At 72.7% G+C, this 16213-nt stretch carries 9 protein-coding genes; 4 read left to right on the top strand and 5 right to left on the bottom strand.

Annotated elements, in window-relative coordinates; genetic code table 11:
* Nucleotides 1-168 precede the first annotated feature (168 nt).
* Nucleotides 169-7191: a ricin-type beta-trefoil lectin domain protein gene (locus tag ABTZ54_RS28145; protein ID WP_351668336.1), complete on the top strand. Its 7023-nt coding sequence runs from the start codon at nucleotides 169-171 to the stop codon at nucleotides 7189-7191.
* Between the two features lie 91 nt (nucleotides 7192-7282).
* Here the strand turns inward: ABTZ54_RS28145 and ABTZ54_RS28140 are convergent, their stop codons facing one another.
* Nucleotides 7283-8905 carry an FAD-dependent oxidoreductase gene (locus tag ABTZ54_RS28140; RefSeq protein ID WP_351668334.1) on the bottom strand — a complete coding sequence of 541 codons (1623 nt, stop codon included), beginning with the start codon at nucleotides 8903-8905 and terminating at the stop codon, nucleotides 7283-7285.
* 230 nt (nucleotides 8906-9135) lie between these two features.
* Here ABTZ54_RS28140 and ABTZ54_RS28135 point away from each other — a divergent pair, with 230 nt between their 5' ends.
* The 3 genes from ABTZ54_RS28135 to ABTZ54_RS28125 all read left to right on the top strand — a co-directional run bounded on the left by ABTZ54_RS28135 (nucleotide 9136) and on the right by ABTZ54_RS28125 (nucleotide 11231).
* The gene (locus tag ABTZ54_RS28135; protein WP_351668332.1) at nucleotides 9136-9804 is read left to right on the top strand and encodes a GAP family protein; all 669 of its coding nucleotides are present in this window, start codon (nucleotides 9136-9138) and stop codon (nucleotides 9802-9804) included.
* A 93-nt stretch (nucleotides 9805-9897) separates the two neighbouring features.
* Nucleotides 9898-10281 carry a BlaI/MecI/CopY family transcriptional regulator gene (locus ABTZ54_RS28130; RefSeq protein WP_351668330.1) on the top strand — a complete coding sequence of 128 codons (384 nt, stop codon included), beginning with the start codon at nucleotides 9898-9900 and terminating at the stop codon, nucleotides 10279-10281.
* Nucleotides 10278-11231, top strand: coding sequence for a M56 family metallopeptidase (locus ABTZ54_RS28125; protein WP_351668328.1), 954 nt, complete (start codon nucleotides 10278-10280; stop codon nucleotides 11229-11231). The genes ABTZ54_RS28130 and ABTZ54_RS28125 overlap by 4 nt, the downstream gene beginning before the upstream one ends.
* 84 nt (nucleotides 11232-11315) lie before the next feature.
* On the opposite strand, the gene ABTZ54_RS28120 is transcribed toward ABTZ54_RS28125, so the two are convergent.
* From ABTZ54_RS28120 to ABTZ54_RS28105, 4 genes are all read right to left on the bottom strand, one after another.
* Nucleotides 11316-12722 carry an MATE family efflux transporter gene (locus tag ABTZ54_RS28120; RefSeq protein ID WP_351668326.1) on the bottom strand — a complete coding sequence of 469 codons (1407 nt, stop codon included), beginning with the start codon at nucleotides 12720-12722 and terminating at the stop codon, nucleotides 11316-11318.
* A gap of 6 nt (nucleotides 12723-12728) precedes the next feature.
* A complete protein-coding gene (locus ABTZ54_RS28115) occupies nucleotides 12729-13760 on the bottom strand; it encodes a cysteine synthase family protein (RefSeq protein ID WP_351668324.1) in 1032 nt (343 codons plus the stop codon).
* A gap of 74 nt (nucleotides 13761-13834) precedes the next feature.
* Nucleotides 13835-15193, bottom strand: a complete 1359-nt coding sequence (locus ABTZ54_RS28110; RefSeq protein WP_351668322.1) for a type III PLP-dependent enzyme domain-containing protein — start codon at nucleotides 15191-15193, stop codon at nucleotides 13835-13837.
* On the bottom strand, nucleotides 15190-16179 hold the full coding sequence (locus tag ABTZ54_RS28105) for an ornithine cyclodeaminase family protein (protein WP_351668320.1): 990 nt from the start codon (nucleotides 16177-16179) through the stop codon (nucleotides 15190-15192). Before ABTZ54_RS28105 ends, ABTZ54_RS28110 begins: the two co-directional genes overlap by 4 nt.
* Nucleotides 16180-16213: the final 34 nt, after the last annotated feature.

Genomic DNA, 16213 nt, shown 5'->3' with positions numbered 1-16213 from the left:
ATTGCACACGATGTGATCTAGAACACGTCCGAATTTGAACTGCTCATGGGATACGGGCGGTTGGAGCGCCTGTTACCTTCCCGTCCGATTGTGCCGTCGATCATTCGGACCGGCGGCGCCCTTCCACTTTCACTCTTCAACGGGGGTTGAGCGATGCCTCGCTTTGGCATGCGCCGATCCGGGCGACTTTCACGAACACGGGCCACCGTCCCGCTGATCGTCGCCCTGACGGCGTCCCTTCTGGCAGTACCGGCGGCCCAGGCCGCACCGGTCGGGCCGGACTTCGACAGAATCTGGCAGCCGCCGAAGACGCCGCTGCCGCACACCACCCCGATCGCCGGGACCGCGGCCGGAAAGCGCGGTCCCGTGGCCCCGCCCCGCGCGGTCCCGAAGCGGGCCACGCCCGCCGCCGCCGTGCCGGACGTCACCGCGCTGAGCGGCACCGCGCTGCCCACGAGGACCCCGGCCCGCGCGGGCCGGCTCCCCGTGTGGGTGGGCCCCGCCGCGAAGGCGGCGAAGACGCCGCTGCCCGCGGTGACCGTCGTACGCAACGACGGCAAGGCCGCCCGCGCCGCCGGCGTGCACGGCCTGATGTTCTCGGTCGCCTCCGTCGGCGAAGGCGCGTCCGGAACCGTGCCCGCCACGGTCGGTCTCGACCTGGCGGCCCTCCAGCAGGCCACCGGCGGGCAGTTCGCGGCGCGCGGCCGCCTGGTGACGCTGCCGGCCTGTGCCGCGACCACCCCCGAGGTGGCGTCCTGCCGGGTCCGCACCCCGCTCGCCACCCGCTACGACAAGGCCACCGGGCGGCTGACGGCCGACCTCGCCGTCCCGTCCCTCGCGCCCGCCCCCGCCAGGATCTCCGGCGCCGCGACCCGGTCGCCGCTGCTGGCCGCGGTGAGCGGAGCGAAGTCCTCGGGCAGCGCCCCGATGCTGCTGGCCGCCGAGACCGGCGCCTCGGGCGGCGGCGGCGACTACAAGGCGTCCGGGCTCAACCCGTCCTCGGCGTGGGCCGCGGGCGGCTCCTCCGGCGCGCTGACGTACAGCTACCCGTTCCAGCTTCCGCCGTCCCTCGGCGGCCAGACGCCGTCGCTGGCGCTCGGCTACGACTCGTCCTCCGTGGACGGCCGTACCTCCGCCACCAACGCCCAGGCCTCCTGGATCGGTGACGGCTGGGACCTCAACCCCGGCTTCATCGAGCGCACCTACAAGCCCTGCGACAAGGCGGGCATCACCAACTCCGGTGACCTGTGCTGGGCCGGCTTCAACGCGAGCCTCTCGCTCGGCGGCCACTCCGGGCCGCTCGTCCGCGTCGCCACCGGCGCGGCCGGCACGGACGCGGCGACCGGTGTGTGGCGGCTGAAGAACGACGACGGCACGAAGATCGAGTTCGGCTCCGGCGCCGCCAACGGCGTCCAGGACGGGGCGTACGCGAAGGTCACCGACACCGCCGGCACCGTCTACCACTTCGGCGTCAACCACCTGCCCGGCGGCGACAAGAGCGACCCGGCCACGAACTCCGTCTCCGGCGTTCCGGTGTACTCCCCCAAGTCCGGCGACCCGTGCTACGACTCGGCCAAGGGCAACGCCTCCTGGTGCACGATGTGGCAGCGCCTCCAACTGGACTACGTCGTCGACGCCCACGGCAACCTGGCGACGTACACCTGGGCCCCCGAGACCAACTCCTACACGCGCGGCGGCGGCCAGAACCCGGGCGCGGGCACGCTCACCGCGTACACCCGCGCCAACACCCTGGCCTCGGTCGCGTACGGGCAGCGCCTGTCCGACCAGGTCGCGGCCAAGGGCGGTCTCCAGCCCGCCGTCCGGGTGACGCTCGGCACCGCCGAGCGCTGCCTCGACACGGCCGTCTGCGACCCCTCGCAGCGCACCGCGGCGAACAAGAACAACTGGCCCGACGTCCCCGTCGACCAGGAGTGCAAGAGCTCCGGCACCTGCGCCAACCTCTCGCCGACCTTCTTCACCACCCGCCGGCTGGCGTCCGTGCTGACCCAGGTCCGGGTGAACAACGCCTGGCAGGACGTCGACTCCTACGTCCTGAAGCACTCCTTCCCCGACCCGAAGGACGCCACCAGCCAGAAGGCGCTGTGGCTCGACTCGGTCCAGCGCACCGGCAGGACCGGCACCCCCGAGGTCACGCTGCCCGCGGTGACGTTCGTGCCCGTGATGCTCGCGAACCGGGTCGACGGCACCGACCTCGTGCCCGCGCCGCCGCTGATGGACCGGCCGCGCATCCAGCAGATCAAGAACGAGACCGGCGGTGTCCTCAACGTCGACTACAACCTGCCGGCCTGCTCGCGCCTCAACCATGTGATGCCGCCCGCCGAGGACGACAACACCATGGCCTGCTACCCGGTCCGCTGGCTGCCGCCCGGCTCGGTCGCCGGCGCGGATCCCGTGCTCGACTGGTTCAACCACTACACCGTCGCCTCGCTCACCGAGAACGACACCACGACCGACGCCCCGCAGAAGATCACCAGCTACGCCTACGGCGCGGCCGGCTGGCACCGGGACGACAGCGAGTTCACCGAGACCAAGTCCCGTACCTGGGGCGAGTTCCGAGGCTTCGCCAGCGTGACCGCCACCAGCGGCAGCGGCAACGACGGCCCCAAGTCGCAGTCCCGGACCACCTACCGGCAGGGCATGAACGGCGACGTCCGCAAGGACGGCTCCACTCGCGGCGTCCAGCTCACCGACGCCCTCGGGCGCTCCGTCACCGACCACGACTGGCTCAGCGGCCAGACGCTCCAGACGGAGTCGTACGCTCAGGCGGGCGGCGGTGTCGTCAGCCGCAGCGTGTCCGCCGCCTCGGGCGAGGTGACGACCGCGACCCACGCGCGCGGCTCCGGCCTGCCGGACCTCGTCGCCCGCTACACGGCCACCACCAGCGCCGTCACGGCCGAGGGCAAGAAGGCCGACGGCACCTGGCGGTCCACGGTCACCACCACGACGACCGACTCCGCGCACAACAACCGGGTCTCCACCACCCTGGAGCAGGCCGAGGGCCTGCCGGACCTGTGCACCCGCGTGGGGTACGCCACGGGCCCCGACGCCCAGGTGACCTCCCTGGTGTCCGAGCAGACCGTCGTCTCCGGCGCGAACGCCTGCACCGCGGGCGCCGCGGCCGCCAACACCGTCACCCGGACCCGTACCTCCTACGACGGCCTGCCGAACGGGCAGGCGGCCGCCACCGCCGACGCGACGAAGTCGGAGGTCCTGGAGCGCTACGAGTCGGACGGCACGCCCTTCTTCGTGCCGACCGCGATCACGGCGTACGACGCCTACGGCCGGACGACCTCGGCCAAGGACCCGAACGGCAAGGACACCCAGCACCCGGACGGGGCCGTCACCACGACGACCTACACGCCCGCCGCGACCGGTGAGCTGCCCTCCACCCTGACGGTCGCCGCCCCTGTGCCCGGTTCGACGAGCACCTGGGACAGCGTCACCACCATGGACGTCCGGCGCGGTCTGCCCCTGACCGTCAAGGACCAGAACCTCAAGACGACCACGGAGACGTACGACGCGCTCGGCCGGCTCACCGCCGTCTGGCTGCCCGGACGCACCCCCGGGGGCAACCCGAACGCCAACATGACCTTCGCGTACGCCGTGTCCAACCAGGCCGGCGTCCCGTCGACGACGACCACCAACAGGCTGACGAAGGACGGCGAGACCCCGGTCTACGTCAAGGGCGTCGAGATCCTCGACGGCTTCGCCCGCACCCGGCAGACGCAGACGTCACCGGCCAACCCCGCCTACAGCGGACGGCTGGTCTCCGACACGCTGCTCGACTCGCAGGGCCGCAGCCGAACCGCCAACGCGCCCTGGTACAACGACGTTTCGGGACCGACCGGAACCCTGCTGCCCTCGGCGGAGAGCACGATCCCGTCGCAGACCCGCACCACCTACGACGGTCTGGGCCGCGCGGTGGTCACCGCCTCCTGGTCGCTGGGCGTGGAGCAGTCCCGTACGACGACCGACTTCAAGGGCGTCGACCGGACGGACGTGGTGCCCCCGAAGGGCTCCGCGCCGACCACAGTCCTCACCGACGGCCGCGGCCGCACCACGGAGCTGTGGCAGTACACCACTCCCACGGTGACCGGTCTGCCGGCCGACGCCGTCATCACGCGCTCCACCTACACGGCGGACGGCAGCCCGCTCACCCGTAAGGACACGGCGGGCAACACCTGGTCGTACGGCTACGACCAGCGGGGCCGCCAGATCACCTCCTCCGACCCCGACACCGGCACGACCACGCAGACGTGGGACGCCGCCGGGCGGCTCGGCAGCACCACCAACGGCAAGGGCCAGACGGTGACCTTCGCCTACGACCTGATCGGCCGCAAGGCCGGCATGTTCGACGGCACCGTCGCCACCGGCGCCAAGCAGCTCACGGCGTGGACCTTCGACACCGCGACGGCCGGCAAGGGCAAGCCCGCCTCGTCCACGCGGTACGTCGGCGGCACCGGCGGCCAGGCGTACACCACCACGATCAAGGGGTACGACGACGGCTACCGCGTCACCGGCTCCACGGTGAGCATCCCGGGCACGGACGCCGGACTGGCCTCGGGCACCTTCACGTACACGACCAGCACCGTCTACGACAAGATCACCGGCAGCCCCAAGGAGACGGTGCTCCCGGCGCTCGGCGGCCTGCCGCTGGACGACGTCGTGTACTCGTACAACGACTACGGCCAGATGTTCAAGTACGCGGGCGCGACGACGTACGACACGCAGACCGAGTACGACGCCTTCGGACGTCCGATCCGCTCGACCGTCAACCCGTGGGCCAGCCAGGTCGTCTCCACGACCGACTACGACCAGGCCACCGGCCGGGTCAAGCGGCAGTTCGTCGACAAGCAGACGTCCACCACGGGCGCGGTCCAGCAGACCGGCTACACGTACAACGACGCCGGGCAGGTCACCTCGATCACCGATGTCGCCGACAACATCCCGTCCCAGACCGACCGGCAGTGCTTCACCTACGACGCGCTCGGCCGGCTCACCACGGCCTGGACCGACAACGGCGGTCTGACCGCCCCGGAGTCCGGCCAGACCCAGGACCAGGGCGGCTGCGCCACCACCACGCCGGCCGTCGCGAACATCGGCGGCCCGGCACCGTACTGGCAGGACTTCGGCTACGACCTCACCGGCAACCGCACCCGGCAGGTCAGCCACGACCCCGCCGGTGACACCACCAAGGACGTGACGACCACCCAGACGTTCATCGCCCCCGGCACCGTCAACGCGCCGACCAACGCGCCCACCGCGGGCGGCGGTACAGGCGGTCCGCACGCCCTGCTCACGTCGACCGCCAAGACGACGACCACCACCAACAACGACAACTTCCAGTACGACGCGGTCGGCAACACCACGTCCTACCGCGCCGGCAAGTCGGGCACCAGCAGCCTGAACTGGAACGTCGAGGGCAAGCTGGCCTCGCTGACCACCGCCCCCCAGATCAAGGGCATCGGCGGCAAGTGCATGGACATGCAGGGCGGCAGCACAACCAGCGGGAACCCGGTGCAGATCTACACCTGCAACACCGGCGCGGGCCAGCGGTTCGCGACCGCCGGCGACCGGCTCTCCACCGGCAACAAGTGCCTGCAGGCCATGGGCACCGCGGCCGGGTCGCCGGTCCAGATCCAGAGCTGTGACGGCACCGCCGCCCAGACCTGGACGGCACGTACCGACACCACCTTCTACAACCCCGCCTCCGGCCGCTGCCTCGCCGTCCCCGGCGACGTCACCACCGACGGCACCGACCTCGTCCTCGGCGACTGCGCCACCACAGTGCCCGCCGGGCAGAAGTGGACCGTCCCCGACACGACGACGACCTACGTCTACGACGCGGACGGCAACCAGCTGCTCCGCCGCAACCCGGGCAAGACCACGATCAACCTCGGCACCGACGAGCTGACCGTGGACACCGCCTCCGTCAACAAGCCGCAGACCGGCACCCGTTACTACCCGATCCCGGGCGGCATGACCATCGTCCGCACGGGCGCGGGCACCGCCGCGGGGGCGTTCGTCGTCCAGGTCGCCGACCACCACGGGACCGGCGGTCTCGCCCTCGACCTGTCGACGCTGGCCGCGACCCGGCGCCCCACCGACCCCTTCGGCAACGCGCGCGGCACCCAGCCGTCGACGTGGGCCGGCGACAAGGGCTTCGTGGGCGGCACCAAGGACACCACGACGGGCCTGACCAACCTCGGCGCCCGCCAGTACCTGCCCACGGCCGGCCGGTTCATCAGCACGGACCCGCTGTTCGACGGCGCCGACCCGCAGAGCTGGAACGGCTACGCGTACGCGGACAACAACCCGGTCACCAACTCCGACCCGGACGGCCGGATGTGCCTGCACGGCTCGCCGGGCGGCGGCAAGGACGGGCGGTGCGCCGGGGTGTTCCTCGACACCGACGGTGTCATCGGCGACGGCTCCAACAACTGCGTCTGGGACTACTGCGCCGGACACGCGCAGCAGATGGAGGAGGCCGCGGACGCCGCGGGGCTCTGGAACCGCACCCCCCGAGGCCAGGGCTCCGGCCCCAACCACATGTCGGACGCGAAGAAGGCGTGGAACGCGTCCCACAAGGCCGCGCGCGTGGCCAAGGAGAAGGCCGCCTCACGTCCCCTCGGTCCGGCACGCTGGAAGATCGCCGAGGACTACATGTACGACGAGATCATGCGGAACCTCCGCTCCGGCGACTTCCAGCGGATCAAGGACGCCAACGAGAGCTGGCTCCCGTTCTCCATGGCCAAGGCCTCCAGCATGTGGGCGTACAAGGTCCATGCCGGATCCGACTGGGACCACAAGCCCAAGCTCAAGAACATGATGAACCTGTCGACGTCGTCGGACTACTACTTCACGGTCCCCGGCGGTGAGGACGAGGCCTACTACGACGTCTGGTCGAACGTGCACTACGGCTTCGTGGGCATGGCGGAGGGCTTCGAGCAGAGCTATCTGGAGGGTGGCGCCCAGGCGGCGATACCCGGCTCCGAGTTCTTCGTCGGCAAGACCGACATCGGCGACATCACCAGCGTCCGCCAGGGCGTCGAGATGTTCAAGAAGTACGGGACCGAGATGACCCGGGAGCAGTTCCACCAGGGCATGCTCGACACCATCAGCGCGATGAAGGAGAAGAAGGCCCCCCAGATCGAGTCGGCCACCGGCTGATCCGTCCCGTCCCCAACGGCAGTACCAGGGCGGCGGGTTCCCCTCACCTACGTGAGGGGAACCCGCCGCCCTGCGGTTCTTCCCGCGCCCGTCAGTCGGCGCGGGAGGCGTTCCAGGTGAGGTAGCCGCCGTCGAGGTTGCGGGCGCGGTAGCCGTGCTGGGTCAGGAGCCGGGCGGCGGTGTGGCCGCGGACGCCGACCTGGCAGTAGACGATCAGGGGGCGGTCCGTGGGGAGTTCGTCCAGGCGGGCCCGGAGCTCGTCGACGGGGATGTTGAGGGCGTCGGGCAGGGCGCCGGACCGGTGTTCGGCGGGGGTGCGGACGTCGAGGACGACGGCGCCTTCGGACACGGCCTGGTCGAGCTGGTGCCACTGGACGGTGTCGGTGGTGCCGGTGGCCAGGTTGTCGGCGACGTGGCCGAGCATGTTGACCGGGTCCTTGGCCGAGCCGTACGGCGGCGCGTAGGCCAGTTCGAGATCGGCGAGTTCGGGGGCGGTCAGGCCGCCGCGGATCGCGGTGGCCAGGACGTCGACGCGCTTGTCGGCTCCCTCGGCGCCGACCGCCTGGGCGCCCAGGATGCGCTGCGACGCGGGGTCGACGAGCAGCTTGAGGGCCAGGGGGCGGGCGCCGGGGTAGTAGCCGGCGTGGTGGGTGGGGTGGATGTGCAGGACCTGGTGCGGGATGCCGGCGGCGGTCAGGCGCTTCTCGTTCCAGCCGGTCGCGGCCGCCGTCAGGCCGAACACCTTCGCGACGGCCGTGCCGATGGCGGGCCCGCTGCTCACGGGGCGGCCGGTCAGGGCATCGGCGACGAGGCGGCCATGGCGGTTGGCGAGGTTGGCGAGCGGGACGAGGGTGGGGTCGCCGGTGAGGTGGTCGGTCTTCTCGGCTGCGTCGCCGACGGCGTGGATGTGGGGGTCGCTGGTGCGCTGCCGGGCGTCGACGGCGATCCCGCCGCGCTCCCCGATGGCGAGACCCGCGGTGCGGGCCAGGGCGGTGTCGGGGCGGACGCCGATGGCCAGGACGACCAGACCGGCGGGCAGGGTGGTGCCGTCGGAGAGTTCGACGGCCTGCGGCAGGACCTTCGTGACCTGGGTGTTCAGGTGTACGTCGACGCCGTGGGCGGCCAGCTCGGTGGCGAGGGGGGCGGCCATCTCCGGGTCCAGGGGCGGCAGGACCTGTCGGCCGAGTTCCACCAGGGCCACCTTCAGGCCGCGCAGGCGCAGGTTCTCGGCGACCTCGACGCCGATGAAACCGCCGCCGATGACGACCGCCGAGCCGGCGCCCGCCGCCGCCGCGGCGATCCGGTCGGTGTCGGTGACGTCCCGCAGGGTCATCGCCCGGTCCATCCCCGGCACGTCCGGGACGACGGGCCGCGCGCCGGGACTCAGGACCAGATGGTCGTAGCTCTCGACGTACGTGCCGCCCCCGTCCAGGTCCCGCACGGTCACCGTCCGCGCGGCCGGGTCCACCGCCAGCGCCTCGTGGCCCGTCCGTACGTCCAGGGCGAAGCGGGCGCGCAGCGACTCGGGGGTCTGGAGGAGCAGCGCGTCGCGGTCCTCGATCACGCCGCCGAGGTGGTACGGCAGACCGCAGTTCGCGTACGAGACGTGCGGGCCCTTCTCCAGCACGACGATCTCGGCCCGCTCGTCCAGGCGCCGCAACCGTGCCGCCGTCGACATACCGCCCGCGACACCACCAACGATGACGACCTTCACCAGGGCCTCCTCAGCCAACCTCGAACGTATACCCCCCACGGTATGTGCGCCTTGCGGGCCCACGCAGGGCCGAAAGGCCCGTCCGGCGGAGACGAAGGCCCCTACGGGCCCCTCACCGGACCCCGACCATCACCCGTTCGGCGGACAGCACTCGCCTCGCGCGCGCCCCACGCCGAGGGTGGGGTCCATCCGGGTCGCCCCGGCGGACACAGACTCCTTGGGGGTACGGGATGGGCGAGGCCATCGGTTCCATGCTCACGTCGGCGGTGGGCATCGCCATCAGTCCGCTGCCGTTGATCGCCGTGATCCTGATGCTCGCCACCCCGGCGGGGCGGGCCAACGGGATCGCGTTCACGGCCGGCTGGGTCGTCGGCCTGTCCGGCGTCGTCGCCGTCGTCGTCGCCGCCGGGAGCGGGCTGACCACCGGGGGCACGAGCCCGACCTGGGCCTACTGGCTCAAACTGGCGCTGGGCGCGCTGTTCGCGCTCATGGCGGTCAAGCAGTGGCGGGACCGGCCCCGGGAGGGGCACGAGGCCGAGCCGCCGAAGTGGATGCGGGCCATCGACCGGTTCACCCCCGTCAAGGCGGCCGGGCTCGCGGTCGTCCTGGTGGCCGCGAACCCGAAGAACCTGGTCCTGGCGATCGGCGGCGCGGTGTCCATCGCCACCAGCGACGCGAGCGGGGGCGGCAAGACGGTCGCGGCCGCGCTGATGGTGCTGATCGGCTCCCTGTGCACGCTGGTGCCGCTCGGGGTCTATCTGCTCGGCGGCGCCCGCGCGGCGCACGTCCTCGGCGGGTGGAAGGAGTGGATGGCGGCGCACAACGGGGCGATCATGACCACCGTGCTCGCCGTGCTGGGCACCAAGTACATCGGCGACGCCCTCACCGGCCTCGCCTGAGGCCCGGCATCCCGCTCGCACCGTTCCGCGACCTGCGCTGTCAGAGGAGGGCGGTACGTTGGGTGTTCCTGAGGAACGGGGATGAGGGAAGCGATGTCAGGTGACGGTGGGGGTGAGCGGCGTCCGCACGGTGAGCTCGTCGCGGACGTGCTGGCGGTGCTGTGGCAGTCGGGGCGGCCGATGACGGCGCGGCAGGTCAACGCCGCGCTCGGCCAGGGGCTGGCCAGGACGACGACGGCCACGATCCTGACCCGGCTGCACGAGAAGGGCACGCTGCGCCGGGTCCCGGCGGTGCGCGGGTTCGCGTACGAGCCGGTGGAGGACGCGGCCGGGCTCGTCGCCGGGCGGATGCGCCGTGAGCTGGAGAGCGAGCCCCGGCGGGATCTGGTGCTCAGGCGCTTCGTGTCCGCCCTGTCCGACGACGACGAGGAGACGCTCAGACGCCTGCTCCTGGAGGCCGAGGGCGGCTCCGAGTGACGTACGTCCTGGTGCTGGTCGTGCTGGCCCTCGCGTTGCCGTGGGGTGGGGCGGCCGTCGCCGGGCGGCTGGCCGGGGTGCTGCCGCCGCGCGCGGCGTGCTGGGCGCTGACCGGCGCCGCCGTGCTGCTTGCCGGCGGGACCGTCGGCGCGCTCTTCGGCCTCCTCCACGTGCCGTTCCTCGCCTCGTTGGAGCGGCTGCCGCTGCCGCGGGTGCTGGAGGTGTGGCCGGCGGCGGTTCCGCTCGCCTGCGCGGCGGGCGTGGCGCTGCTCGTCCAACTGGTGCTGCTGGCGCGGCGCCGGCTCCTGCACCGCTCGCTCCTCCGGCGCGCGTGGCTCTCGGCCGAGGCCGGCACGGGCGACGGTGACCTCCTGGTGATACCGGGAAGCGAGGTGGACGCCTTCGCGCTCCCCGCGTACCGGGGCCGCCGTGGGCGGGTCGTCGTGACGTCCGGGATGGTGCGGTCGCTGAAGGCGGGCGAGCGCGAGGTGCTGCTGGCCCATGAGCGGGCGCACCTGGCCGGTCGCCACCATCTGCTGTCGGCGGTCGTCGATCTCGCCGCCGTCGTCCACCCCGCTCTCCGTGGCCTGCGGGAGGCCCTGGCCTTCCACACCGAGCGGTGGGCTGACGAGGCGGCTGCCACCGCCGTCGGCGACCGCCGCCTCGCTGCCGCGGCCGTCGCGCGGGCCGCGCTGGCCGGGGCGTCCCCGGGCCGCGTCCGTGGCTATCCGCTCCTCTCCGCGACCAGCGGGCCCGTGCCTCGCCGGGTGGAGGCCCTGCTGCTGCCCGCACCCTCGGCACCACGCGGCGGCGCCCGTCGGGCGAGCGCCCTCGCCCTTGCGGGGACGGTGGTCGCCCTGGCGGCGACGGCCCTCGCGCTGGCCTACGGACTGCACGAGTACGTGGAGCACGCGGCGGAGCGGCTGACCGGCGCGGACGGCGGGCACTGATCGCGGACCCGGGCTGAGCGCCGGTCAGACCGAAGCAGGGCTGAGCCCGGGGCGTATCGCGGACCAGGGTCCGTCCGGCGCCGGTCAGGCCGGTGCCGTGCTGGGCTCGGGGCGGGTCGACGCCAGGGTGGTGTCGTAGCGCCGGAGCAGGAGCAGGGCCGTGGCGGCGAGGCCGGTGAGGAGGCCCAGCCAGATGCCCAGGGTATCCAAGCCGAGGGCGTACGCGAAGAGCCAGGAGGCGGGCAGGCCGATGGCCCAGTAGCCGATCAGGGTGATGCGGAAGCCGCTCCTGGTGTCGTCGAGGCCACGCAGCAGGCCGACCCCGATGTTCTGGGCGCAGTCGAAGAACTGCAGGAACGCGGTGACGACGAGCAGGTGGGTCGCGATGGCCAGGGACTGCGCCGAGCCGGTCTGGAGGAAGGGCGCGAGGACCAGGCCCGGCAGCGTGAGGTAGAGGGCGCCCACGACGGCCATGACGGCGCCCGCGCAGGCCAGCGCGGTGTTCTTGATGCGGCGGGCGGCGTCGTGGTCGCCGAGGGCGAGTTCGCGGCTGACGTTGATGGACGCGGCGTGGGACAGGCCGACGGCGATCTGGAAGACGATGTAGACAAGCTGGTTGACGGCGGTGTGGGCGGCGAGGGCGTCGGGGCCGAAGGAGCCCGCCATCAGCGCCGTGACGGAGAAGAAGCCCGCCTCGGAGCCGTACGTGGCGGCGATGGGGACGCCGAGGGCGAGGAGCCGCCGGACGGTGGCGGCGTCCGCCCGGGTGATGTCGAGGGTGAGCAGCGGGCCGAGCTCGGCGTCGCGCTTGGCGGCGGCGTACAGGGCGAGGAAGGAGAGGAGGTACACCGTGGAGGTGGCGATGCCGACGCCGGTGAGGCCGAGGCGCGGCAGGCCGAAGGTGCCGTGGATGAGCACCCAGTTGAGGGCCGCGTTGACGCCGACGGACGCGAGGGTGATCCGCAGGAGGGCCTGCGGGCGGCGCATCCCGACAGTGAACTGGCGCACGGCCTGGAACCACAGGCACGGCAGCAGGCCGGGGGCGAGGGCGTAGATCATCGTCCGGGTCAGGTCGACGACGGCCGCGTCCTGGCCGAGCAGGGAGAGCAGCTGTCCGATGCCGATCATGACGAGGGCGCCGGCGATACCGGCGAGGGTGGCGACGGCCAGGCCCGCGCGCACGAGGGCCTGGACTTCCCGGTGGGCCGGCTCCTCCGCCGGGCGGCCCGCCGCGTCGGCTCCGGCGTGCTCGGCCCGGGCGGCCGCGGCGGCGATCTGGTTGCCGAGGGAGGTGACCAGGCCGACGCCCATGGTGCGGATCTGGTTGAAGATGACGAGGGCGAGGCCGCCGGCCGCGAGTTCGGTGGTTCCGAGGAGGCCCATCATCACGGTGTCGGTGGTCGTCAGGGCGACCTGCGCGAGCTGGGTGAGGATGAGCGGGACGGCGAGCGTGGCGAGGGCGCGGCCGTCGCGGAGGAGCGTGGTCAGCATCAGGGGTTACCGGTTCCTGCGGAGCTTCGAGAGACGTTCGTCCAGGTCGCGTTCGACGTCGGTGCTGAGGAGGTGGCGCTCGGCCATCCAGTCGTCGTCGAAGACGGTGTCCATGTACTTCTCCCCTCCGTCGTTGATGAGGGCGACCATAGTGCTGCCGGGTGGCAGTGCGGGCAGCCGGGTCAGGGCCTCGTGGACCACGCCGCCGGCGGACCCGCCGATGAGCAGTCCCGTCCTGGCGACGGCGCGGCAGGTGGCGAAGGCCTCGACGTCGCCGACCTTGACGCCCTCGTCGATGAGGCCGAAGTCGACGAGGGCTCCGATCTCGGCGCCCTCGGGGGTGCCGGTGCCGGACTGGTAGTAGTCGTGGGCGGGTCCGCCGAAGGCGATCGACCCCTTGGGCTCCACGCCGATGACGGTGAACGCGGGGACGAGGGTGCGCAGTTCGCGTGCGGTGCCGCAGAGTCCGCCGCCGGTGCCGACCGCGCCGACGAGGACGTCGATCCGGCCGTCGAGGGCTTCGGCCAGTTCGTGGGCGACGGGGAAGTAACCGACGCCGTTGGCGGGGTTGTTGTGCTGCTCGGTGAAGACGGTGTTGTCCTGGCCTCGGGCCATGTCCTCGGCGAGTTCCTCGCGGGCGGCGGTGTGGAGTTCCTCGGCGTCGGCGTCGGCGTCGACGTGGACGAGTTCGGTGCCGAGCGCCTTCATGGCGCGCAGCTTGTCGGCGGCGGCGTGGTTGTCGACGACGGCGGTGAAGGTGTAGCCGCGTTCGGCGGCGATGACGGAGAGGCCGAGGCCCGTGTTGCCGGAGGTGGACTCGATGATCCGGCCGCCGGCACGGAGCTCGCCCGCGGCCTCGGCGGCGTCGATCATGGCGCGGGCCATGCGGATCTTCGCGCTGCCGGTGGGGTTGAACATCTCCAGCTTCAGCAGCAGGCGGCTGCCGGTCTCGGTGGTGGCGAGTTCCAGCAGAGGGGTGCGGCCGATGAGGTCGGAGACGCGGGAGACGACGGCGGGGCGCTGAAGGGCTCCGGACATCAGGGGGCTCCTCGTGGGGGCGGGGTGCGGGGCGGGTTGGGGCGGGGGCGAACGGGGCGTGTGGCGCCCCGGGTTCAGCTGAAGTGCCGGTCGAGGCGCCAGCGCGGGCGGGGCCGGTCGGTGCGGTCGACCACGACCTTGGGCGGCAGCGGCAGGTCGTGGAAGGGGGACTCGTTGGAGTCCATCTGGTATCCGGCGGTGTTCGGGTAGAGCAGGAGGTCGCCGGGGCGCGGCGGGTACGGGAAGGCGATCTTGCGCCAGGTGAGCAGGTCCGATTCCAGGCAGGTGGCGGCGCCCACGCTGGCCGGATGCACCCCGGCGGGGGTGGCGGGGTCGCGCGGGATCAGCCGCGGGTCGGGGAGGTACTCGCTGTTGAACCACTGCTCGGACAGGCTCAGGCTGGTGCCGTCGACGGTCAGGATCCGGTAGCCGTCACGGTCCTTGACGCCCTGGATCCGGAAGACGGTGGCTCCGGCCCGGTCGAGCAGGGCCCGGCCCGGTTCGAGGAGGAGCTCGATGCCGGCGTCCTTCACCAGAGCGGCGAGGTCGCGGCCGAACCCCTGCGGCCGGGTCGCGAGCAGCGCGGCGAGGGCCCCGGCGCCGGAGAGGGGCGAGTGGTACGGGTAGAAGTCGCCCGTACGGAACGTCCTGCCCGCGTGGTAGTGCGCGGGGCCCTGCGCGGCGAGGAAGGCGCGCCAGCTGTCGGCGTCGGTGTAGCTGACGGGCAGTCCGCCGCCGAGGGAGATCCGGCCGGCCGGCAGGCCCTGGAGCCGGGCGGCGCGGCAGAGCTCCACCAGGCGGGCGGCGAGGTCGGCGCGGGGCTGGAGGGCGTAACCGGAGAGGTGGAAGCTGAAGCCCTCCATCCGTAGCGCGGCCCCGGCTTCCAGGCACCGCTTGAGGGCGGCGGACAACGCGTCGTCGTCCAGCCCGAAGCGGGAGTGCGGCTGTCCGGCGGGAAGCACGCGCAGGAGCACGCGGGGCGGCCGCGCGTCGCCGTTCGTGGCCAGGGCGATCACCCGGTCGAGTTCGTCCAGGGCGTCCACGGCGATCGTGGCACCGTGGGCGACGGCAAGGCGCAGGAGCACGGGGTCCTTGGCGGGTCCGGTGACCATGAGGTGTTCGCCGCGTACGCCGTGGCCGAGGGCCTCGCGCAGTTCGGCGGCGGAGGCGACGTCCACGCCCGCGCCGCCCTCGGCGGCCCGTTCGACGAAGACGGCGGCCTTGTTGGCCTTCTTCGCGAAGTACACGAAGCCGTTCACGCCCGCGTCGGTGAGGGCGGCCCGCAGGGCGGCGAGGTTGGCGCTGAAGGCGTCGGGGAGCAGGAAGTGGAAGGGGCCGCCGAAGGCGTGGGACAGTTCGGCGGCGAGCCCGCTGGCGACGACGGCGTCGGTGGCGGGGTCGGGCAGGGCCGGGAGCGCCGGCCAGGAGGTCACTTCCACAGGGGTATCTCCGTGCCGAGGTGCTGGTCGGCGGCGAGCTGGGCGAAGCGGTGCCCGAGGGCGATGTCGGTGACGACGAGTCCGCTGTTGTACGCGAAGATCCGCTGTCCGGCCGCGGTACGGGCCCGGGCGGCGCCCGAGAGGGCGGCGGGCAGTTCCAGGTCGACGGCCGGGAGGTCTCCGTGCACGTCGGCCATGTCGGTGCCGGTCACGCGCATCTGGGCCTCGCTGGTGGCGATGACCCGGTCGGCGCGGTGCAGGGTGGAGGGGGCCAGGCCGTGGCCGACGAGGATCGCGGTCGCGCCGGGCTTGAGGGCTTCGGCCTCGACGGCGGCGGGGGTGTGGGGGCCGGCGGTGGCGACGACGACGTCGGCGTCCCGGGCGGCGCGGGTGGCGTCGGTGACGAGTTCGACCTCGCGGCCGGGGAAGTGGCGGTCCAGTTCGGCACGGACCGCGGCGATGCCGTCCGGGTGGGTGCCGGACAGCATCAGCCGGTCCAGATCCGGCAGGGTGGTCAGCAGGAAGGGCAGGGCGAGGCGGCCCTGGGTGCCGGTGCCGATCACGAGCGCGGTGGTGGCGCCGGGGGCGGCGCATTCGCGGGCCAGCAGAGCGGAGACGGCCGGGGTGCGCAGGGACCCGATCCGCGAGCAGTCCATCATCGCCAGCGGCAGGCCGGTGACGTCGTCGTACAGGGTCAGGGTCGTGTAGTAGTGCTGCTTGTCGCGGCTCTCGCGCAGTCCGTGCTTGTACGAGGTCTTGACGGCCACGACCTCGCGGGCGCCGTCGCGGCCGAGCATGGCGTAGGAGACGGAGTGGCCGTCGGCGGGCTTGACGGTGAGTTTGCGCGGGTTGTCGGACTGGCCCGCGGCGAGGGTGCGGTAGGCCTGTTCGACGGTGTCGACGACGTCGGTGAGGGCGATGTCCAGGCCGGCGAGGTCGCTGGTGGACAGTACGCGGAGGGTGGTGTCGTCCCGGTCCATGGGGGGCCTTTCGGAAGGGGCGGGCGGGGCGGGC

It is taken from the genome of Streptomyces sp. NPDC094032 (genome assembly GCF_040303965.1).
Classification (GTDB): Bacteria; Actinomycetota; Actinomycetes; order Streptomycetales; family Streptomycetaceae; genus Streptomyces.
The sequence above is the reverse complement of the archived record's forward strand: the minus strand, read 5'-3'. Positions and strand labels throughout refer to the sequence as shown.